This is a genomic window from Bradyrhizobium sp. Ash2021, from assembly GCF_031202265.1.
Taxonomy (GTDB): domain Bacteria; phylum Pseudomonadota; class Alphaproteobacteria; order Rhizobiales; family Xanthobacteraceae; genus Bradyrhizobium.
The window spans coordinates 1,290,243-1,310,905 of sequence record NZ_CP100604.1 but is presented as its reverse complement, the minus strand read 5'-3'; the positions used below and the strand labels follow the sequence as shown (position 1 = coordinate 1,310,905).

The following is a 20,663-nucleotide window of genomic DNA, read 5'->3' as shown; positions in this document are numbered from 1 at the left end:
ATAAAGGACGACGCGTCCAACTTCTTGCGATTGACCATATCACGGAACTCGGGCCCGGCACACGCCGGACCCTTAACTTCGGAATGTGGCTGAATCAACCGGCCTTGAACTTGCCCTTGGCAGCGGCGCAGTCGGCTTTGGTCAACTCCGAAAAGCCCTGGCCCTTGCAGGCATTCTGACCCTTGCAGGCGTGATTGCCACCCTTACAGGCGCTCTGGCCCTTGCAGGCGTTGGCGCCGATGCAGTGGCCTTCGCCTGCCGCATAGGCGACCGTCGACATGTTCGCCCCAGCCAGGAACAGAGTGGCAGCAGCTGCGGCGATCGCCGCTCCAGATTTTGGGTTAAGTTTCATGACAGATTTCTCCAGACTTGGGTTGACATCAAGCGAGCCATGAGGGCCGTACGACCTCCAAAGACCCCGTAGCAAAACAAATATCTTCGCTGCGCTCGACCTGTCATGCTTCGCGTATCTCCCCATATCGAACCGGCCAGGAGTTGCCCCACAACTGATATCAACGTACCCATCGGCTTGGACAAAACATTATTTGCAAAGCCACTACGAGCGCTTCGATCCCGTCATCATTCAGGCGCTTGGCTATCCCGAAACATTCAAGTGGAGTCTCATCTACAAAAGCGACCGGGACGATTGGGTCCTTGCGATGGTGGCAAGCCGTTTCGGCTTCGGATTCTTCCCCGAACATTCAATAATCCATGACGGCATCGTCGCACGCCCGCTTGTCATTCCAGAATACTGGCGAAATATTCACTTGGTTACAGTTAGTGATGGTCCTAAATCTCATGCGGTTGGTGCTATGGAAGCGGTGACCGTTTGCGAAAAATCCGGCTATCGCGTCACTGCGACGGTGGTGGATGCGTCCGGCCTTGTCAAAGCCGTCGCCAAAGGCGACCTGGCCCCGCCACATACCCTCGACAGCAGTCACGGCAAATCCTACGGCGCAGTCTCGCTTGGCCCGAATTTTGGTGAAAGCACGACGAGCGCCGTCGTTGGGAGGGTGAGCAGTGGCCCAGCCTTCGGGCCGCTGCAGCATCTCCCCGGCGTCTTCCTGGTACCCGGAGGCGTGGTTATCAAGTCGGGCGAAGATGTCGTCGGCGCTATTGGCGTCGGCGGCGCTCCGGGAGGCGATAAGGACGAGGTTTGCGCCCAAGCAGCCGTTGCCAAAATCGCTGACCGACTCAGATAGCCGCGCGCTAACCGATCCGCGGGAGGAAGGTCGGCGGGTTTTTGTCGTAAGTTGGTGCACTGGATAGAACGGGACGTGCCGCCACTGCCTTTTGCGGCCGAGCGTTTCTCGCGAAAAGAAGAAGCCCGCCAAAGGCAGGCTGCTTCGTCTCGACAATGCGACAGGTTTGGTTGCGGGGACACGCTACCACCTATACTGATGGTGGCCATCTGAGGTGAGCATCGACGATAGTGCGGTAAGCGACGTGATCCGCAAGGTCAGACGGGGGCGAGCTCTAATTTGGGATTGGAAGCGGAAAAATCGTCGGTTCTGAATCGCATGTCCAATAGCTCATGGACAATCCAAATCCATTTTGGGCGCAAAATCGCACGGAGGTCTCGGGGCAGTCCGCTTCCACAATTGCTCTACAAAAGAAGACGGACCCGACGTTCTGCCGGGCCCCAACTCCTGAAGACTAAGCAGGCTTGAACTTGCCTTTGGCGGCGGCACATTCACCCTTGGTCAGTTCAGCAAAGCCCTGACCCTTGCATGCGTTCAGGCCCTTACAGGCATAAGTTCGTCACATTATATGATAGCTCGAATCTCTATAGAGGAGAGCGCTTGTGGCGAATGCAGGTGTGAGAGGCCGGCCGATCGCGCCGTTGGTTCTGAGTCCGCAGGAGCGGGTGTACTTGGAGAGGCAAGTTCGTCGTCATCGTGTTGCCCGGTCGCTATCTGAGCGATGCCGCGCGATCCTACGATGTGCGGATGGATTGCCAAGCAAGTCTGTGGCTGCCGAACTCGGCCTCCACGAACATACCGTTGGCAAGTGGCGCCGCCGATTTTTGAAGGATCGCTGTGATGGCCTGCTTGACGAGGCCCGTCCTGGCCGTCCTCGAACCATCAACGACGATCAAGTTGCTGCCGTGATCGAGCGGACATTGCGTACGACGCCGACCGATGCGACACACTGGTCGATCCGCTCGATGGCCGCGGAAACCGGCTTTTCCCACACCACGATCCGCCGAATGTGGTCGGCGTTCGGCTTGCAGCCGCACCGTAGCCAGACATTCAAGTTGTCGAGCGATCCGCTGTTCGTCGACAAGGTGCGCGATATCGTCGGCCTTTATCTGTCCCCGCCGAACCGAGCCCTTGTCCTCAGCATCGATGAGAAAAGCCAGATTCAGGCACTCGATCGCGAGCAACCGGTCTTGCCGATGATGCCTGGCGTGCCGGAACGTCGTACGCACAGCTATGTGCGGCATGGTACGACCTCGCTGTTTGCCGCGCTCGATGTCGCCTCGGGGTTCGTCATCGGCAAATGCTACAAGCGCCATCGAGCAGTCGAGTTCTTGAAGTTTTTAAAAGAGATCGATGCCCAAGTTCCTGAAGGCCTCGATGTCCATATCGTCATGGACAACTACGTCACCCACAAGACACCCAAGATCAAAGCGTGGCTCGCCCGCCGGCCTCACTATCACGTCCATTTTACGCCGACTTCCGCGTCATGGATCAATCAGGTCGAGCGCTGGTTCGCTGAACTCACCAGAAAGCAGATCCAGCGAGGTGTCCACACCTCCGTCAGGCAGCTCGAGGCCGACATCCGCACCTTCATCGACCTGCACAACAGAAACCCGAAGCCCTTCAAATGGACCAAGTCCGCAGACCAGATTTTGGCTTCCGTCATTTGCTTGGGGAAGTCGGCAAGGATCTTCGTCGACTCCATTATCGTCGTTAGTGACTCCCCTTTCAGCATTTCAAGTTCGACGAAATCGCACACGACAACGTCGTTGAAGCGCGACCTCGAAAGATGAGAACGAAGTTCTTCGCTTCTCAGGAAGTTGCTGTCCACAACCATGCGCATGTTCGTCTCTCCGGAGGAGTGTCGGCTGATCCTTGGCCGCCGCGCGCGAGAACTCAGGGTGAGTTTGCTACGTCCTACTCAAGGATGCGCAACGCAAGATCGACGGCATTTGGCGACCACCGGCTACAATCTCGTAAGAACGAAAGCGAAAGAATAGTAGATGCCGCGCAACATCGCGGCAACAGCCAGACGGCCCCGCGCCGATCATTCGACCGTTGCGCGGTGCGTTGACAGCCTTGAACGCACAATGAAGCTGAAACTGTTCGATTGCCTTCCACGCGGCTATGTGACGCTTGCAGCATCAGCTGCAGGCCGCTTAAACTCTAACCCTGATGAGCCAGAGCCTCCCTTCTCAAAACGCCTGACAAGTCTTAAATCATCTGACGACGGACACAGCGTTCGTTCGGCGGCATTGCGTTGGCCCGTGCAGGTCTTACCCTCCCGATGGATTGAACCGGGCCACCAGATGATAGCTTTGACCGGGATAGAACAGCATAACGTGGGTGATGAACTGGCTGACGTGTTGCGTTCTGCGCTCCACGACGAGGCAGGCATCGCCCTTCTTGATATCAAGCGCCGCCGCGACTTCGGCGCTGGCGTTCCGCGCGCGGATGTGATGTTCAGCCTCGCTCCACGGCACTTTCGCGAGCAGCCAGTTCCCTGGCGACTGGCCGCTGAAATCGACTTTTTCCGCCGAAGGCACCGCAACGAGATTGATCAAGCGGTGCTCGAACAGGATTGGCCGATCGTCAGCGAAATGAGCACATGTGAGCGCGAGAACCCGGGTGCCGACCGGTACGCCCAGATGAGCGCTATCCTGCGCGGTTGATTTTCGCACTTTGCTGGACAGCAACTCCATCCGATAGGATTTGCCCTCCCGCACGACCTCGTCTTCGGTGTCGGAAATCTGCAGGACATTCTTCTCGGCTTCAGGCGTCGCGACGAAACTCCCGGACCGACGACGGCGAACGATCAGCCCTGACGCCGCCAGCGCGCTCAGCGCCTTGTTGACGGTCATTCGCGAGCAGCGGTATTGCTTCAGCAGCTCCTGCTCGGACGGCACGCGCGCGCCCGGCGGCCAATCGCCCGAAAAAATAGCGGTCTCCAGCGCGCGCTGAATTTCCGCGTAACGCGCCACGGTGCTCTTTTTGTCCAGAGTTGGCGTGCTAGGAATCATTCACCAGCCTCGCGAGCGCCGCGCGATATCGAACGGTTATCGCTTCGTTCTGCCAATGACGCCCCTCTTCGACGACGATCTTGCCGCCGACAAGGACCGTCTGCACGGCCGGACGCCCTGGAACGAAAATCCACGAATCGAGCCAGTGCCCGGCACGCGTCGTTGCGAAGCTCGTGTGCTCGGCGTCAAGCGCCACAATATCCGCGCGACGGCCGATCGCGATGGCGCCGACCGGACGCGCGAGCGCCTGCGCGCCGCCTGCAAGCGCCTCCACAAAGAGGCGCTCGCCCGTCGATTCACCCGGCTTCGTTGTCATGATGTTGCGCCCGCGATTGCCAAGGCGCTGACTATACTCGAGCAGCCGCAATTCACCCGCGGCATCGATCTCGATGTTGGAGTCGGTGCCCAGACCGAACCGCCCTCCGGCCGCCAGAAAATCGGGACCGTTGAAAATGCCGTCGCCTAGCGACGCTTCCGTGATCGGGCAAAGGCCTGCCACCGCGCCCGAATGCGCCAGTGCGCGCGTTTCATCAGCTGTCATGTGGGTCGCATGGATCAGGCACCAGCGCTGATCGACAGATATGTTTTCCATCAGCCATTCGACCGGTCGGCGACCGGACCAGGCGATGCAGTCCTCGACTTCCTTGACGTGTTCGGCGACGTGAATGTGGATGGGGCCGGCGCCGGCGCCCTGAACGACAGTCCGCAGCGAGGCCGGTGTCACCGCGCGCAACGAATGCGGGGCGATCCCGACCGCCGTCGAAGGTAACGTCGCGGCAACCGCCCGCGTGCCTTCAAGCAATCTCAGGAATCTGTCGGGATCATTCAGGAAGCGGCGTTGACCAGCAGCAGGCGCTACACCACCAAAGCCGCCGTAGTTATAGAGCGCCGGCAATAGCGTTAGTCCAATCCCGGTCGCCGATGCGGCCGCGACGATCCGTGACGCCATCTCGGCCAGATCGGCATAAGGCGATCCGTCGATATCGTGATGCACGTAGTGGAATTCAGCGACCGACGTGAAACCCTGCTCGAGCATTTCAACATAGGCGTAAGCCGCGATGGCTTCGACGTCGTCGGGGGAAAGACGACCGAGGAAGCGATACATCACATCGCGCCACGTCCAGAAACTGTCGTTGCCCGCCCCCCGGCGCTCGGACAGTCCAGCCATCCCGCGCTGAAAAGTATGACAATGAAGGTTGGGAAGGCCCGGCAGCGCCAAACCCTTCACGTATGTGCTGTCGCCGCGCTCGGCATCGATCTCGACATTTGCAATGATGCCATCCACGACCGAAAGACGGACATTGCGGGCCCAGCCGTTGGGCAAAAATGCGTGGTCGAAAAACAGCTTATGACCTGCCGCCGGTTGCTTCCGATCGGAAGCGTTGTGCGTTTTCTGTGGGGTCATTCCAGGCCAGTCTCCACTGCTGATCAATTAAGTATAGACAATTGAAGACCGGCACGCAATTATGTATAGACAATTGAAACGCCATGGAACGGCGGCGGCATTCTGCGAGGGCGCATGCAGTATGACAGGATTTGGATCGATGCACGGCTGGTCACGGTCAATCCAGCAAGTGCCGGGCTCGGTATCATCGAGAACGCTGCGATCGCGGCAAAGGATGGCCGGATCGCTTTCGTCGGCGCGGCCTCCGATTTGCCTGGCAACTGGAGCGCGGCTGAAACGACGCGGCTCGATGGCCGGTGGGTAACCCCGGGACTGGTCGACTGCCATACCCATCTGGTCTACGGCGGAAGCCGGGCCCACGAGTTTGAACTGCGACTGGCGGGCGCCAGCTATGAAGACATCGCGCGGGCCGGCGGCGGCATAGTTTTCACCGTCAAGGCCACGCGGGCTGCGAGCGAAGACGATCTGGTCAAGGCCTCGCTGCCGCGGCTGGATCATCTGATCGCCGAAGGCGTCACGACGATCGAGATCAAATCCGGCTACGGCCTCGATCTGGATAGCGAATGCCGCCTGCTGCGGGCCGCCCGACGTCTAGGCAAGGAACGTCCCATCGATGTCACGACGTCGTTCCTGGGGGCCCATGCGCTACCGCCCGAATACACCGACAAGGATCGCTTCATCGCCGCGGTCTGCGACATGATTCCCGTCATCGCACGCGATCATCTGGCGGATGCGGTCGACGCGTTTTGCGAGGGGATTGCGTTTTCGCCGGAGCAAACCGCTCGCGTGTTCGACGCGGCCCGGGCCGCCGGACTCGCGATCAAGCTGCATGCGGACCAGCTCTCGAACCTGCACGGCGCGCGCCTCGCGTCGGAACATGGCGCACTGTCGGCGGACCATCTCGAATATACCGACGAGGACGGCGCTATCGCGATGGCCAAGGCCGGAACGGTTGCTGTGCTGCTGCCGGGCGCATTCTATGTGCTGCGCGAGACGAAAATGCCGCCGGTGGAAGTGTTTCGCCGGCATGGGGTGAAAATCGCGATTGCGACCGATTGCAATCCGGGCACTTCGCCGCTGACGTCACTGCTGCTGACCATGAATATGGGCGCAACACTGTTCCGCCTGACTGTGGACGAACTGATCGCTGGCGCCACGCGCGAAGCCGCGCGTGCGCTCGGCCGTCTGTCGGACGTCGGGACGTTGGAAACCGGCAAATGGTGCAATCTCGCGATCTGGGACATCGAGCGGCCGGCCGAGCTGGTCTATCGCATCGGCTTTAACCCGCTTTTTCAACGTGTCTGGAGGGGAGCATGACGCCCTGGTTGACTGTCCGCCGCGGTGACGCACCGCTGATCGTTTCATTTCCACATACCGGAACCGAGATTCCGGCCGAACTGGAAAGCCGTCTGGTCTCGCCATGGATCGCCCGCAAGGACGCGGATTGGTGGATCGACAAACTTTACGCCTTCGCTGCGGATCTCGGCGCGACCACCATTCACACCGCGATATCGCGCACCGTGATCGACGTGAACCGCAACCCGGCCGGCACCACGCTTTATCCTGGTCAGCAGACCACCGAACTGTGCCCGACGACGACCTTCGATGGTGAGCCGCTTTACAAGAGTGGCGCCGAACTGGTCCCGGCCGAGATTGCCGAGCGTCGCACGCAATATTTCGATCCATACCATGCGAGACTGGAACAGGAGATCGTGCGCCTTCGACAGCTGTTTCCGACCGTCGCTGTCTACGACTGTCACTCGATCCGGTCCGTCATCCCCCGGCTGTTCGATGGTGAGTTGCCGAACTTCAATATTGGTACCAATTCCGGCGCGAGCTGCGATCCGGCTTTGACCGCAGGCGTCGAAGCCATCTGCGCCAAGACCGGCTTCACACACGTCACCAACGGCCGCTTTACCGGAGGCTGGATTACCCGCCGCCACGGCGACCCGAAAAACGGTGTGCACACCATTCAGATGGAGCTGGCGTGTCGCGGCTACATGCCTGAGCGGCTCGGGCCCGTCGCCGAAGGCGAATGGCCGGCATCCTACGATCCGACCTACGCCCAACCGATGCGCGACGCATTGGAAGGCATTCTGAAATCCTGTCTTAGTTTTGCTCACGAGAGGAATTTGTCATGACCCGTATCGATAACGCCCGCGTCATTCGCGCCGCGCACGGCACCGAACTGTCGGCCAAGTGCTGGCTCACCGAAGCGCCGCTGCGCATGCTGATGAACAACCTCGATCCCGACGTGGCCGAAAAGCCCGGCGAGCTCGTGGTGTATGGCGGCATCGGTCGCGCCGCCCGCAACTGGGAGAGTTTCGATCGCATCGTCGCGTCGCTGCGCGATCTCGAGGACGATGAAACGCTGATCGTGCAATCGGGAAAGCCCGTCGGGGTTTTTCGGACACATCGGGACGCGCCGCGCGTGCTGATCGCCAACTCGAATCTGGTGCCGCATTGGGGCACCTGGGATCACTTTAACGAACTCGATCGCAAAGGCTTGATGATGTACGGCCAGATGACGGCCGGCTCGTGGATCTATATCGGCTCGCAGGGCATCGTCCAGGGCACCTACGAGACCTTCATCGAGATCGGTCGTCAACATTATGGCGGCAGCCTCGCCGGAAAATGGATTCTGACCGCCGGACTCGGCGGCATGGGCGGCGCACAGCCGCTGGCCGCGACCATGGCCGGCGCCTCCTGCCTGGCCATCGAATGCCAGCCCAGCCGCATCGAAATGCGTCTGCGCACCGGCTACCTCGATGTTCAGGCGAAAGACCTGCAGGATGCCCTCGCCATTATCGAGAAGTCCTGCAAGGAGAAGAAGCCGCTGTCCGTTGGCCTGCCGGGCAATGCCGCCGAGATCTTGCCCGAATTGGTGCGGCTCGGTGTGCGCCCCGATGTGGTCACCGACCAGACATCCGCCCACGACCCGATCAACGGCTATCTGCCGAAGGGGTGGAGCCTGACCGATTGGGAATCCAAGCGCGAGACCGATCCGAAAGCCGTCGGCAGCGCGGCGCGCCGCTCCATGGTCGATCATGTCCGCGCGATGCTTGCCTTCCATCAGATGGGCGTGCCGACGCTCGACTACGGCAACAACATTCGCCAGATGGCCAAGGAAGAAGGCCTCGAAAACGCGTTCGATTTTCCGGGCTTCGTGCCGGCCTATATTCGTCCGCTGTTCTGCCGCGGTATCGGACCGTTCCGATGGGCCGCGCTGTCCGGCGATCCCGAAGATATCTACAAGACCGACGCCAAGATGAAGGAGCTGCTGCCTGACAATGCGCATCTCCACAACTGGCTGGACATGGCGCGCGACCGCATCAAGTTCCAGGGATTGCCGGCGCGCATTTGCTGGGTCGGTCTCGGCGACCGCCATCGCATCGGACTCGCCTTCAATGAGATGGTGGCGCGCGGCGAACTCAAGGCGCCCATCGTGATCGGGCGCGACCATCTCGATTCCGGCAGCGTTGCCAGTCCGAACCGCGAAACCGAGGCAATGAAGGACGGCTCCGACGCGGTATCGGACTGGCCGTTGCTCAACGCGCTCATTAACTGCGCCAGCGGGGCCACCTGGGTTTCGCTGCATCACGGCGGCGGCGTCGGCATCGGCTATTCTCAGCACGCCGGCATGGTGATCGTCGCCGACGGCACTCCTGAGGCGGCGAAGCGGCTTGAGCGCGTGCTCTGGAATGATCCCGCGTCCGGCGTCATGCGGCACGCCGATGCCGGTTACGACATCGCGATCGCCTGCGCCAAAGAACATGATCTGAAGCTCCCAAGCATCACCTGACGCCATGCGCGTGCTGCGAGCGCAGGATTATCGGCGAATGCCGTGGAAGAACGGCGGCGGCGAAACCATCGAAATGATGGTTTCGCCCGCCGAAGCGTCGTTCGAGACCTTCGACTGGCGCATCAGCATGGCGCATGTCGCCGTGCCCGGACCGTTCTCGTTGTTCCCGAACATCGATCGCACCCTGAGCGTGATCGAGGGCGCCGGCATCACACTGGCCCTTGCCGACGAGGACAGCGTCTCACTTAACTGGCGGTCCGAACCGTTCCGCTTCGCCGGCGACGTCGCGGTCGAAAGTCTGCTGACCGCCGGGCCGATCGACGATCTCAATGTGATGACGCGGCGCGGTCGCTGCGATCACCGCGTCTCGCGCCATCCCGTTGCGACGCCCACAAAAATCGGTTGGCAGGGCCATATCGGCATCGTCGTCGCGATCGATGGCAGCGTCGACGTTCGAACCGAACAAGACAGGTTCACGCTCGGACCGAAAGATGCGATGATCTTTTCCGCCGGAGATGCGCAGGAATTCACCGCGTCATCGCCCAGCGATGCGGATCTGTTTCTGATCGAGATCTGGAACGCCTAGAGCCATTTTGCGAAATGGATACCGGTTCACGCGAAGAGGACGGCGCTAAAGGATCTTTCCCGGATTCAAAATGTTTCCAGGATCGAAAACCAGCTTCAGAGTCCGCATCACATCGAGCTCGGTCGATGACAGCGCGCGTTTCAGCGCAACGCGCTTGACCAGACCGATGCCATGCTCGGCACTGATGGTACCGCCGAGCGACAAGGCAACATCCTCGATGGCGCGCGCGAGATCGGACCATTTCGCGCTGAAATCGGCCGACGACATGCCCACCGGCGGCAGCACATTGAAGTGAATATTGCCGTCGCCGACGTGGCCGAACGGGACCGGAATGCAGCCCGGCACGACGTCATCCACCGAGACGCGTGCCTGCGCGACGAATTCGGCAATCGCTGCAACCGGCACGGCGGTATCGCTCTTCAGGCTTCCCGGCGCCTCGACCATCGCCACGGCGATGCCCTCCCGCAGCGACCACAAGGCCTGGCGTTGCGCTTGCGTTGCGGCAATGGTGCCATCGACCACCATTCCGTTCTCGATTGCGGTGGCCAGCAGCGCCTCGAATGCCTCCGCGAGATTGAAATACGCGCTGGCGCTATCCGCTTCGACAAGCACGATCCACGGCGTTCGGGCTTCAAACGGCTCACGTCGCTTGCCAATGTGGGCGAAATGAAATTCCAACCCTTCGCGCGGCATGATCTCGAAGGCGCTGATCGCCTCGCCAAGAGTCCGACGCGCCAGCACGAAGAATTCCAGCACGGCCTCAAGCGACGCCGCGCCGATGCAGGCAGTCGCCGACACGACAGCGGCAGGACGAAGATGGAGGGCTGCCGCCGTGATCAGGCCGAGCGTGCCTTCCGAGCCCAGGAAAACCTGCTTGAGGTCGTAGCCCGCATTGTTCTTTCGCAGTGGCATCAGCCGCGATATCACCCGGCCGTCCGCCAGCACCACTTCGAGGCCAAGCACCTGATCGCGCGCCATGCCGTAGCGAAGCACGTTGTTTCCGCCGGCATTGGTCGACAGGTTGCCGCCGATCTGGCTCGAGGCGGCGCCGTGATCGAGACCCAGAAACCGCCCGGCATCGGCGGCGGCCTGCTGCGCCGCGTGCAGCGTGCATCCCGCTTCGACGACCATCACATTGCCGATCGGATCGATCGATCGGATCTGGCGCATACGTTCGAATGAAATGACGACGCTGGAACGCCCCGGCTCCGGCGTCGCACCTCCTGCGAGTCCGGTGCCACCACCGCGCGGCGCCAGCGAGACACCCGCCGCCGCGCATGCCTTGACGACCACGGCGGTCTCCTGCGTCGTCCGCGGCCGGACCACGCACAGGATGTCGCCGCCGGTCGGGCACGCCAGGTCACCGCGATACCCGGCGATGTCCTCGGCCTTGTCCAAAACGGCGTCCGCCCCGACGAATGCGCGGAGCGCTGCGGCAAGGCCGGTCATGTCGGCTGCACGATCCCGCCGATCGCCGCGAGACATGCGGCGGTGTCCTCACGCGATCCGATTGTGATCCTCAGCGCGCCCGGCGTCCCGGGCCACGGAAATGCCAGAACGAAGATGTTCTTCGCCTTGAGCTCGGCGGCGATGGCAGCGGCGGGGCGCGGCGTGATGACCGTCACGAAATTCGCCGCGCTCGGCAGCGCGCGGAATCCGAGTTGCTGAAGGCCGAGCGACAACTGCCGGCGTTCGGTTGCGGTATGCTCCAGCAGCGCGGCGAGATGGGTCTCCTGGTCGAGCGCCGTCCTGGCCGCGGCAAGGGCAATCGCATTGATGCTGAAATTGACTCTGATCTTGCGATAGAAATCGGCCAGTTCCCGTGAACTGGTGATGCCATAGCCGACGCGAACGCCGGCGAGGCCATAGGCCTTGGAAAAACTCCGCGTCGCGATCCATGGCCCGCGCCGCTGCGCCAGCAGCGGTAAGCTCTCCGGCCCACCGGCATGGCGGCCGAATTCATAGTAAGCTTCATCGAAATGCAGCAGCAGATCGTCCGGAAGGTGCTTGACGAGATGTTCGATCTCCGCCTGACCGAGCAAGCCGCCGGTGGGATTGTGCGGCGAAGCCACGAACACCAGTCGTGTCCGTGGTGTCACGGCAGCCAGCGTCCGCTCGATATCGACGACGCCGTCCTCACGCACGGCGACGCCAACATGAACCGCGCCGCGCATCGCAATCGTCTTGGCATAGGTCGGAAAGCCGGGAACGGGCGCGATAGCCTCATCGTTTGCGTCCAGCGTGATATCCGCGCTGGCATAAAGCAGTTCGTTGGAGCCCGACCCGATGACGATATTCTCCGCGGAAGCGCCGGTGCGCTGCGCCAGCGCGGCGACAAGATCCTTGCCGTCGTGATCCGGATAACGATTGAGTTCGGCGGTAGCCTTTCGCATCGCCTCGACGACGGCAGGCGCCGGCGGGAATGGTGATTCGTTGAGGTGCAGACTGCGAACCGGCAGGTCGGCGCCGAGATCGGGCGGCGTCACCTGTGGCGGGACGATTTCGAGCCGCAGAATGCGCGGCGTAACGACACTGTCAGGCATGCGACCAGTCATCAGGATTTTCCGAATTACCGGGGGAGAGACCAAGAATGTCACCGTCCGTGGTGACACCGAGACCGACCACCGTTCGATTGGCATAATTGAAGTACGAGACCACCTGGTTGACCTCGAGAATTTGTCCGTCGTCGACGCCCGCCCTGCGCATCGCGTCCACGCAGCTTTTCAAGGCATCCTGCGCCTGCGGTGTCCGCGTCAGAACGTCCGCATACCGAAGCGCAATCGCTTCAGCATCGGTGAACACACCCGAGAACGATCCGGACTGAAGCGCACTTCGAATCGCGCTGGCGCGCGCCTCGTCCTTGAGCAGTCGCTTCAGGCCTGAAAAGTGATGGTCGACGCAATAGGCGCAATCGTTGAGTTGGCTGACATAGACACCGAGCGTTTCAAGAAACCACTTTGGCGTCGTGTTAGCCGCATGGTGCAGCACATATTTATAGAGCGCCATGTGGCCTTCCATGCTGTGCGGCCGCAAACTGTGCGCCAGCATGATGTTGTCGACGTTATCGTCCGGACCCTTGACCCGATCGTAGAGCGCCTTGAGGCGGCCATTGGCCTCGGCATAAGGAATATGGCTAATCCACATCGATTCGGACCTTCGGTTCGGAACAATCAGGCGATGGTTTCATCCAAAAGCGAATCGCCTGCGAGATCGCCAATCGCACCCGCGACGAGCAAACGCTTGGCCGCAGCGATGTCGGGCGCGAAATAGCGATCCTGCTCCAGCCTCGGCACTTCGTTCCGCAACCGGCGAACGGCTTCCGCGAGCGGTGCGGCCGGTTCGAGCGGCTTGTGGAAATCGGCACCCTGCGCCGCAGAGAGCCACTCCAGCGCAATGATGGCCGCGGCATTATCGGCCATTTGACCCAGCCGGTACGCGCCATGACAGGCCATCGAGACATGGTCTTCCTGGTTCGCCGATGTCGGGATCGAATCCACCGACGCCGGATGCGCCAGCATCTTGTTCTCGCTGGTGAGAGCGGCCGCCGTGACCTGCGCAATCATGAAGCCTGAATTGAGACCCGAGTTATCGACCAGGAACGCCGGCAGACCCGAGAGCGTCGCGTCGATCAGCATGGCCTGGCGACGTTCCGACAATGAGCCGATTTCGCAGATCGCGAGCGCGATGATATCGGCCGCGAACGCCACCGGCTCGGCATGAAAGTTTCCGCCCGACAGCACCTCGGCCTCTTCGGGGAACACCAGCGGATTGTCGGAGACGGCGTTGGCCTCGATCCCCAGCGTCTTTGCCGCAAACCGCAGATTGTCCAGACAGGCGCCCATCACCTGCGGCTGGCAACGCATGCAATAGGGGTCCTGCACCTTGAGCTTGGCGCGATACGCTTCGCGAATCGGGCTGCCGGCGAGCAGCTTGCGATAGATCGCCGCAACATCCTGCTGGCCGCGATGGCGCCGCACCGCCTGAATGCGCGCATCGAACGGCGCATCATTGCCGCGGCAGGCCTCGAGCGAGAGCGCGCCGGTCACCAGCGCGGCCCGCATCACGTCCTCCGCCGCAAACAACCCGGAGAGACCAAGCGCGGCCGACACCTGCGTGCCGTTGATCAGAGCCACGCCTTCTTTCGGGCCGAGCGTCATCGGCTTTAGTCCGGCGTGACCCAGGCCGTCCGCGGCGGCCATGACCTTGCCGCGATAGCGGACTTCACCGACGCCCATCAGCGCCGCAGCCATATGCGACAGCGGCGCAAGATCGCCGGACGCGCCGACCGACCCCTTCGCCGGAAGGCAGGGATAGACGCCGGCATTGGCGAGCGCCAGCAGCGCCTCGGTCAACTCCCAGCGCACGCCGGAATGGCCCTGCGCCAGTGCCGCGGCTTTCATGATCAGGATCAGCCGCACCAGATCGTCGCTCAGAAACTCACCGGTTCCGGCGCTGTGCGACAGGATCAGATTGCGTTGCAGCTGGACCAGTTGATCGTCCGGAATCCGGATCGCGGCGAGCTTGCCGAAACCCGTATTGACGGCGTAGATCGCCCGGCCCGTCGCGATCAGTTTGACGACAGCCGCGTGGCAGTTGTCGACGATTTCACGCGTTCCTTCGACGAAGCTGACCTTCGGTCCATCGCGCAGGATGTGCCGCCACATGGCGAGCGGGACAGCGCCGGGTTCAATCACCACGTTATCGACCTTCGAGGCCTTCTTCTGGTTCTGCATGACGTCCTTCTGACCTAACCCAACAACAACGCGTCGTCAGAGAGCTCTTCGCCCTGATCCCGCTTGAACAACTGCAGCAGGTCGGACACCTGCATCGCGGCGCGTGCCTCACCTGCTGCATCGAAAATGATCCTGCCGCGATGGAACATCACGGTGCGGTCGCCGTAATGCAGCGCCTGCGCCATCGAATGCGTGACCATCACCGAGGTAAGCTTCAGTTCGGCGACGATCTCGCGCGTCAGCTCCATGACGAATTCCGCGGTTTTCGGATCGAGCGCTGCGGTATGTTCGTCGAGCAGCAGCACCCGCGTTTCACCGGTTGTGGCCATCAGGAGACTGACGGCCTGCCGCTGGCCGCCAGATAGCAGGCCGACCTTGTCGTCGAGGCGTTTTTCGAGCCCCAGATTGAGAAGCTTCAGCCGCTCGATCGTGTTCTCACGAATGCCGCGGTCGATTGCCAGCCGGAAACCACGCGGCTGCGTGCGGCCATGCGCCAACGCAAAGTTTTCCAGGACCGTCAGATCCTCGCAGGTCCCCATCTTGGGGTCCTGGAACACGCGCGAGATCAGCCGCGAACGCTCGTGGATCGGCCACTGCGTCACATCGATGCCGTCCACGACCACCCTGCCCGTATCCGGCTTGACCAGGCCAGCGATCACGTTGAGCGCCGTCGACTTGCCGGCGCCGTTGGAGCCGATGATGGTCAGAAACTGTCCTCCCGGCACAACAAGATCGAGTTGCCGGATAGCGGTCGCTTCGAGCGGCGTGCCTGTGTTGAAGGTGACACGAACTTCACCGACTTCGATCATTACGCCCTCCGCTTGAGCAGTTTGCCCATACCCGACCGGGATGACTGGCTGACCAGCGTCACCACCACGAGCAGTGCCGTCACCAGTTGCACGTCGGAGGCTTTCAATCCGAGGAAGTCGGCATTCAGCGAAAACGCCACCGCGAAGCGATACAGTAGCGCGCCGAACAGGCAGGCGATTGTCGCTTGCGTGATGGTTCGCACGGGAAGGATCGACATTCCGACGATAACCGAAGCCAAGCCGATGATGATGACGCCGATGCCCATATGCGCATCCGCCGAACCGAAGCTCTGCGCGAACAACGCCCCCGCCAGCGCGGTCAGCGCATTGGCCATGCCGAGCCCGACCAGTTTCATCCGCCCGACATTGATGCCGTTGGCTGCGGCCATCGCGGGATTTGCACCCGCGGCGCGCATGTTCATGCCGACGCCGGTGTGCAGGAACAGATCGAGCGCGACCTTGATGACGACGACGATCACCGCGAGCAGAACGGGACTGAGAAAGTAAGCTGGAACGCCCCATCCCTGGACCGAGGTGAACACCGTATGGGCGCCGAGCAGCGGCTTGTTGGAGCCGCCCATGATCCGCAGGTTGATGGAATAGAGCGAGATGGCGACGAGAATGCCCGACAGAATATGAAGGATATTGAATCGGACATTGAGATAGGCAGTCGCGAAGCCGGCGAGGAAACCAGCGCCGACCGCGGCGAGCGTCGCGGGCCAGGGATTCCAGCCGAATGACACAATCAGAACGGACGCCACTGCGGCGCCGAACGGAAAGCTGCCCTCAACCGTCAGATCGGGGAAATCGAGGATGCGAAAACTGATAAAGGCGCCGAGCGCGACGAGACCGAAAATCAGCCCGACCTCGACGGTCCCGAGAAATTCATAAAGCGACATAGCATCCTATCTTTCTACTTGCCTGAGCAGGGTCAGCGTCGGGGCATCGCCATCCCCGACGCCTTGCTCGATCGTTGCGATCAACTTCAGTTCACGACCCTGGTCGCGCGCTTGAGGACGGCGTCGGGGATGGCGGTGCCCATGGCTGTCGCCGCGCCCTTGTTGACGACGACAACGAAGTTCGGCATTTGCTGGTAGGCAACCACGGCATCGATCTCGCCGGGCTTCTTGCCCTTGAGAATCTCGGCGACCATGTGACCGGCGAGGCGACCGACCTCGATGTAGTCGAGGCCCATTGACGCGACCGCGCCCCTGTCGACGCCGCGCGTCTCGCCCGTAAAGACCGGCGTGCTGGTTTCCTGACCGATTTTGACGACGGTTTCGAGTGCCGCAACGACGGTCGTATCGTTCGGAATATAGATCGCATCGACATTGCCGGTCAGCTTCTTGGTCGCCGGAATGACTTCGTTTGCGGTCGGCGCCGCGGCTTCCACAATGGAAATACCAAGTGGCTTGGCCTCATCACGCAGTCGCTCGAGTGTCGCATTCGAGCTGTCCAGGCCGGGATTGAAGACAAAACCAATTTTTTTCAGCTTGGGGAGAATTTCCCGAAACAGCTTGAGTTGTTCGGCGATCGGCGCCGCGTCGGAGACGCCGGTGATGTTGCCGCCGGGCGCCTTGTATTGCGGAATCAACTTCGCCTTGACGGGGTCGGTCACCGTCGCGAACACGATCGGAATCGTCGTGGTGACGCTGGCCATCGCCTGCGCCGTAGGGGTCGTGATGGCGACGATCACGTCGACGCCGTCACCGACGAATTTCTTGGAAATCTGCTGCTGCGTCGGCAGGTTGCCGTTGGCGGTCTGATAATCGACCTTGATATCCTTGCCGTCGGCAAATCCCTTTTCAGCCAGGCCCTTGATCACGCCGTCCCGGGTTTCGAGCAGTTGCGGCACTTCGACGATGGTCGATATCGCGACCTTCTTCAGTTCGGCGCTGTGAACACCACTGCTTCCCAGAGCAATGGTCATAGCGGCCAGCAAAGCCGCACTTGTCCGCAAAATTCTCTTCATCTGGCTCTCCCTGCGTCGAGGTTCGCGACGGTGATCAATGAGCTTCTGGCAGCCAGTCAATTTTTTGCTTGCCAAATAGTGAGCGTCTGTTCCACAGTATGAGCAATGAATTATTCATCTGTCAACAACAGTCGCGAGGAAGCTCCCTTGGCCCCCTCCAACGCCGCCGGCGTCGGGCTACTCAAGAAGGCGTTCCAGATTCTCGACCTGTTCGCCGACGAGCGGCCGAGCTGGACGCAGGCCGAACTCGCGAGGGAAACGGGGCTGGCGCGCTCGACATTGAGCAGGCTGGTGCGATTTCTGCAGGCTTCCGGCTATTTGATGGAACAGCGCGGACGCTACACGCTCGGCTTTGCCGCCATCGATCTCGGTCGCCGCGCGCAATTGCAGTTCGACCTTGTCGGCGTTTGCCAGTCCTTTCTCGAGGAGTTGGCGCAGGCGACGGCTGAGACCATCATTCTGACCGGCTACGACGAGGCGCACGCCAGCGTGGTGTGCCTTGCACAGATTCCCAGCCGGCATGGTGGGCTGCGGGTCTTCGAGAATATCGGGACGTCCTACCCGCTTCATTCCGGCGCGACGGCAAAGGCGGTGCTGGCCTTTCTTCCTCCGCGCCAGATCGCGACCGTTCTAGCCGGCGACATTACCGGCGTGAATCCGGTGACCACGATGAGCGTCGAGGCACTGCGCGATCAGCTCGCCGATGTGAAGGCGCATGGCTTCGTCGTCACCCACGAGGAGACCTATCCCGGCGTCAGCGGGATCAGCGTTCCGGTGCTGACGCCGCGCGGACAACCACTCGGGTCGATCGCCATCGCCGCGCCGTCGCAGCGCATGGACGACGCACAGATCGAGATTTTTGCAAAACTGCTGGTAGACGCCGGGCGCCGCGCGGCCAACCGCATCGCCGGCCTCACCGCGAGCGAGACATGACACGACCATCGGACATGCGGGCATGGCGATCGAGTTCGCCCGGCCTTGAAGAACTGGAATTGGCGCGCACGACGATCCCCTCCTTCAACGCCGACGAAGCGCTGGTGCGGGTCGAGACGGCCGCTCTCAATTTTTCCGATCTTCTGATGATCGATGATCGTTACCAGATCCGGCCACCCCGGCCGTTCACGCCGGGACAGGAAATTTCCGGCGCCGTGGTCGCCGCAGGCGCGCAGTCAGGCCTCGCAGCCGGTCAGCGCGTCGCCAGCAAGGTGCTGTGGGGTGGCTTCGCCGAATACGTAAGGGTCCGCGGCGACATGACCATTCGCGTGCCCGACGGAATGTCGAGCGAAGCAGCCTGCGCATTGCCCGTCGTCTATACGACGGCGATGGTGGCGCTGACGGAAAACACGGTCATTCGTCCGGGCGAGACCGTACTTGTCCTTGCCGCCGCCGGCGGCGTCGGCCTTGCCGCCGTCGAGATTGCCAGGCACCTCGGCGCCCACGTGATCGCGGCGGCCGGCGGCGAAGAGAAATGCCTTTTGGCGCGTCAGCACGGCGCGCATGAGTCGGTCGATTATCGATGCGTCAACTGGAGCGAGGACATCAAGCGACTCACCGCCGGGCGCGGCGTCGATGTCATCCTCGACCCCGTTGGCGGTGCCGCAACCAAGGAAGCCCTGCGCATGATCGCATGGGACGGCCGATTGCTGATCGTCGGCTTTGCATCCGGCGAAATTCCGCAAATTCCGGCCAACCGCCTGCTCCTGAAACGCGTATCCGCCATCGGCGTTTACTGGGATCATGATCGTGACGCCGCCATGCTGGCGAGTGTATCGGCGAAACTCGCAACATTCCTGCAAGACGGCGCAATCCGGCCGCATGTCGAGACCTCCTTCAGCTTCGATCGCCTGCCACAAGCGCTCAAGGCACTGGCCGCCCGTCAGACCACGGGCAAGGTCGCGATTACCTTGAACAACAAGGACACCGCATGAGTACGCAGCTCCCGGCAAATCTGTTCCAAGGATTGCGCGTTCTGGACCTGACGCGGGTCATGTCGGGGCCGTTTTGTACGGCGATGCTGGCCGATCTCGGCGCCGAGGTGATCAAGATCGAAATTCCGGGCTTCGGCGACGAAGGCCGCCACTTCGCGCCGCATGTGAACGAGGAGAGCACCTATTTCGCGCTGCTCAATCGCGGCAAGCGCAGCGTCACGATCAACATGAAATCGCCCGAGGGCATCGCATTGATCCGCGATCTGTCCCGACAGGCTGACGTAATCGTCGAAAATTTCCGGCCCGGCGTCATGGAGCGGCTGGGCCTTGGCTATCAAATCCTGCAGGCCGACAATCCTCGGCTCATCTACGCATCGATCTCGGGCTTCGGCCAGGACGGTCCGCTGGCGGATCTGCCGGCGTTCGATCTGGTGATCCAGGCAATGAGCGGTCTGATGAGCGTGACCGGTGAGGCCGGCGGACGTCCGCTTGCCGTCGGCGAGAGCGTCGCGGATATCACCACCGGCGTCTTCGCCGCATGGGGCATCGCAGCCGCACTCTATGACCGCGAGCGCACCGGTGTCGGCCGCCGACTGGAAGTCGCGATGCTCGACTCCGTATTTTCGATGCTGCTGACCAATCTGTCGCGGCGGCTGTTCACCGACAAGCCAACCCGGCGCGTCGGCAATCGCCATCCCGAAACCTATCCGGTCGACAGCTTCTCAACACAGGACGGCGACATCGTCCTGGTTGGATTTTCCGAGGCGATCGTCAAACGCATCTTCGAAGCCATCGGCTGCCCCGACCTGTCATCCGATCCGCGATTTGCGACAAATCGCGACCGCAACACGCATGAAGCCGAGTTGCGCGCCATCATCACCGACTGGGCGGCGGGCCTGACCCAGGAACAGGCCCTGGCGCGGTTGCGGGCAGCGGACGTTCCGGCAGCGCCGGTCTGGACGCTTGACGACCTGCTCGCCAGCGACCACGTCGCCGCTCGCGATCTGCTGCAGCCCGGCTTCAATACCAAGCTCGGCGATATTCACGTCGTCCCACAGCCGGTCCGGTTTTCCGGGACGCAAGCCCCTGGCCGGACACGAACACCGACCCTCGGCGAAGACACCGACAGTGTGCTGCGCGAGGAGCTCGGACTCGACAGCGACCGCATTGCCGCGCTGCGCGCGGCGAAAACGATCTGAGGAACAC

General features: G+C 61.7%; 18 protein-coding genes and 1 pseudogene. 9 read left to right on the top strand and 10 right to left on the bottom strand.

Features of this window, described 5'->3' with window-relative positions; genetic code table 11:
- Positions 1 to 94: 94 nt before the first annotated feature.
- Positions 95 to 352 (bottom strand): hypothetical protein, encoded by a 258-nt coding sequence (locus NL528_RS06160; protein WP_309181809.1) that lies wholly within the window; start codon positions 350 to 352, stop codon positions 95 to 97.
- An 82-nt stretch (positions 353 to 434) separates the two neighbouring features.
- Here NL528_RS06160 and NL528_RS06155 point away from each other — a divergent pair, with 82 nt between their 5' ends.
- Both NL528_RS06155 and NL528_RS06150 read left to right on the top strand, forming a co-directional pair.
- Positions 435 to 1,202, top strand: a complete 768-nt coding sequence (locus NL528_RS06155; protein ID WP_309184816.1) for a heme-binding protein — start codon at positions 435 to 437, stop codon at positions 1,200 to 1,202.
- A 602-nt stretch (positions 1,203 to 1,804) separates the two neighbouring features.
- Positions 1,805 to 2,866, top strand: a pseudogene (locus tag NL528_RS06150) (IS630 family transposase); the annotation flags it as partial.
- Positions 2,867 to 3,478: 612 nt separating this feature from the next.
- On the opposite strand, the gene hutC reads toward NL528_RS06150, so the two are convergent.
- On the bottom strand, positions 3,479 to 4,183 hold the full coding sequence (hutC, locus tag NL528_RS06145; RefSeq protein WP_309181808.1) for a histidine utilization repressor: 705 nt from the start codon (positions 4,181 to 4,183) through the stop codon (positions 3,479 to 3,481).
- 28 nt (positions 4,184 to 4,211) lie between these two features.
- Positions 4,212 to 5,627: a formimidoylglutamate deiminase gene (locus NL528_RS06140; protein WP_309181807.1), complete on the bottom strand. Its 1,416-nt coding sequence runs from the start codon at positions 5,625 to 5,627 to the stop codon at positions 4,212 to 4,214.
- A gap of 114 nt (positions 5,628 to 5,741) precedes the next feature.
- On the opposite strand from NL528_RS06140, the gene hutI reads away from it, so the two are divergent.
- Genes hutI through NL528_RS06120 form a run of 4 tightly spaced genes read left to right on the top strand, consistent with a single transcriptional unit; the run spans position 5,742 to position 10,015 of the window.
- Positions 5,742 to 6,944, top strand: coding sequence for an imidazolonepropionase (gene hutI / locus NL528_RS06135; RefSeq protein WP_309181806.1), 1,203 nt, complete (start codon positions 5,742 to 5,744; stop codon positions 6,942 to 6,944).
- Positions 6,941 to 7,768 carry an N-formylglutamate deformylase gene (gene hutG / locus NL528_RS06130; protein ID WP_309181804.1) on the top strand — a complete coding sequence of 276 codons (828 nt, stop codon included), beginning with the start codon at positions 6,941 to 6,943 and terminating at the stop codon, positions 7,766 to 7,768. The genes hutI and hutG overlap by 4 nt, the downstream gene beginning before the upstream one ends.
- Positions 7,765 to 9,429, top strand: a complete 1,665-nt coding sequence (gene hutU, locus NL528_RS06125; protein WP_309181803.1) for a urocanate hydratase — start codon at positions 7,765 to 7,767, stop codon at positions 9,427 to 9,429. Before hutG ends, hutU begins: the two co-directional genes overlap by 4 nt.
- Positions 9,430 to 9,466: 37 nt before the next feature.
- Positions 9,467 to 10,015, top strand: coding sequence for a HutD family protein (locus NL528_RS06120; RefSeq protein ID WP_309181802.1), 549 nt, complete (start codon positions 9,467 to 9,469; stop codon positions 10,013 to 10,015).
- A 45-nt stretch (positions 10,016 to 10,060) separates the two neighbouring features.
- On the opposite strand, the gene NL528_RS06115 is transcribed toward NL528_RS06120, so the two are convergent.
- From NL528_RS06115 to NL528_RS06085, 7 genes are all read right to left on the bottom strand, one after another.
- A complete protein-coding gene (locus NL528_RS06115; protein WP_309181801.1) occupies positions 10,061 to 11,500 on the bottom strand; it encodes an FAD-binding oxidoreductase in 1,440 nt (479 codons plus the stop codon).
- Entirely contained in the window at positions 11,461 to 12,570 is a 1,110-nt protein-coding gene (locus tag NL528_RS06110) for an aminotransferase class I/II-fold pyridoxal phosphate-dependent enzyme (protein WP_309181800.1), read from the bottom strand. Before NL528_RS06110 ends, NL528_RS06115 begins: the two co-directional genes overlap by 40 nt.
- Positions 12,551 to 13,159, bottom strand: coding sequence for a carboxymuconolactone decarboxylase family protein (locus tag NL528_RS06105; RefSeq protein ID WP_309181799.1), 609 nt, complete (start codon positions 13,157 to 13,159; stop codon positions 12,551 to 12,553). Before NL528_RS06105 ends, NL528_RS06110 begins: the two co-directional genes overlap by 20 nt.
- A gap of 26 nt (positions 13,160 to 13,185) precedes the next feature.
- Complete coding sequence (gene hutH, locus NL528_RS06100; RefSeq protein ID WP_309181798.1) at positions 13,186 to 14,748, bottom strand: histidine ammonia-lyase; 1,563 nt, start codon at positions 14,746 to 14,748, stop codon at positions 13,186 to 13,188.
- 14 nt (positions 14,749 to 14,762) lie between these two features.
- Positions 14,763 to 15,557, bottom strand: a complete 795-nt coding sequence (locus NL528_RS06095) for an ABC transporter ATP-binding protein (protein WP_309181797.1) — start codon at positions 15,555 to 15,557, stop codon at positions 14,763 to 14,765.
- Positions 15,557 to 16,456: an ABC transporter permease gene (locus tag NL528_RS06090; RefSeq protein ID WP_309181796.1), complete on the bottom strand. Its 900-nt coding sequence runs from the start codon at positions 16,454 to 16,456 to the stop codon at positions 15,557 to 15,559. Before NL528_RS06090 ends, NL528_RS06095 begins: the two co-directional genes overlap by 1 nt.
- Before the next feature lie 86 nt (positions 16,457 to 16,542).
- Positions 16,543 to 17,529: an ABC transporter substrate-binding protein gene (locus NL528_RS06085; protein WP_309181795.1), complete on the bottom strand. Its 987-nt coding sequence runs from the start codon at positions 17,527 to 17,529 to the stop codon at positions 16,543 to 16,545.
- A gap of 147 nt (positions 17,530 to 17,676) precedes the next feature.
- Here NL528_RS06085 and NL528_RS06080 point away from each other — a divergent pair, with 147 nt between their 5' ends.
- From NL528_RS06080 to NL528_RS06070, 3 genes are read left to right on the top strand one after another with little or no spacing between them, the layout of a single operon-like run.
- Positions 17,677 to 18,462, top strand: a complete 786-nt coding sequence (locus NL528_RS06080) for an IclR family transcriptional regulator (RefSeq protein ID WP_309181794.1) — start codon at positions 17,677 to 17,679, stop codon at positions 18,460 to 18,462.
- A complete protein-coding gene (locus tag NL528_RS06075) occupies positions 18,459 to 19,457 on the top strand; it encodes an NADPH:quinone oxidoreductase family protein (RefSeq protein WP_309181793.1) in 999 nt (332 codons plus the stop codon). Before NL528_RS06080 ends, NL528_RS06075 begins: the two co-directional genes overlap by 4 nt.
- The gene (locus NL528_RS06070; RefSeq protein WP_309181792.1) at positions 19,454 to 20,656 is read left to right on the top strand and encodes a CoA transferase; all 1,203 of its coding nucleotides are present in this window, start codon (positions 19,454 to 19,456) and stop codon (positions 20,654 to 20,656) included. The genes NL528_RS06075 and NL528_RS06070 overlap by 4 nt, the downstream gene beginning before the upstream one ends.
- Positions 20,657 to 20,663 lie beyond the last annotated feature (7 nt).

Excerpts from the sequence above, each read along its gene's own strand:
- NL528_RS06160 (WP_309181809.1), bottom strand. The coding sequence starts at position 352 with ATGAAACTTAACCCAAAATCTGGAGCGGCGATCGCCGCAGCTGCTGCC.
- NL528_RS06140 (WP_309181807.1), bottom strand. The coding sequence starts at position 5,627 with ATGACCCCACAGAAAACGCACAACGCTTCCGATCGGAAGCAACCGGCG.
- hutI (WP_309181806.1), top strand. The coding sequence starts at position 5,742 with ATGCAGTATGACAGGATTTGGATCGATGCACGGCTGGTCACGGTCAAT.
- hutG (WP_309181804.1), top strand. The coding sequence starts at position 6,941 with ATGACGCCCTGGTTGACTGTCCGCCGCGGTGACGCACCGCTGATCGTT.
- hutU (WP_309181803.1), top strand. The coding sequence starts at position 7,765 with ATGACCCGTATCGATAACGCCCGCGTCATTCGCGCCGCGCACGGCACC.
- NL528_RS06120 (WP_309181802.1), top strand. The coding sequence starts at position 9,467 with ATGCCGTGGAAGAACGGCGGCGGCGAAACCATCGAAATGATGGTTTCG.
- NL528_RS06115 (WP_309181801.1), bottom strand. The coding sequence starts at position 11,500 with ATGTCTCGCGGCGATCGGCGGGATCGTGCAGCCGACATGACCGGCCTT.
- NL528_RS06110 (WP_309181800.1), bottom strand. The coding sequence starts at position 12,570 with ATGACTGGTCGCATGCCTGACAGTGTCGTTACGCCGCGCATTCTGCGG.
- NL528_RS06105 (WP_309181799.1), bottom strand. The coding sequence starts at position 13,159 with ATGTGGATTAGCCATATTCCTTATGCCGAGGCCAATGGCCGCCTCAAG.
- hutH (WP_309181798.1), bottom strand. The coding sequence starts at position 14,748 with ATGCAGAACCAGAAGAAGGCCTCGAAGGTCGATAACGTGGTGATTGAA.
- NL528_RS06095 (WP_309181797.1), bottom strand. The coding sequence starts at position 15,557 with ATGATCGAAGTCGGTGAAGTTCGTGTCACCTTCAACACAGGCACGCCG.
- NL528_RS06090 (WP_309181796.1), bottom strand. The coding sequence starts at position 16,456 with ATGTCGCTTTATGAATTTCTCGGGACCGTCGAGGTCGGGCTGATTTTC.
- NL528_RS06085 (WP_309181795.1), bottom strand. The coding sequence starts at position 17,529 with ATGAAGAGAATTTTGCGGACAAGTGCGGCTTTGCTGGCCGCTATGACC.
- NL528_RS06075 (WP_309181793.1), top strand. The coding sequence starts at position 18,459 with ATGACACGACCATCGGACATGCGGGCATGGCGATCGAGTTCGCCCGGC.
- NL528_RS06070 (WP_309181792.1), top strand. The coding sequence starts at position 19,454 with ATGAGTACGCAGCTCCCGGCAAATCTGTTCCAAGGATTGCGCGTTCTG.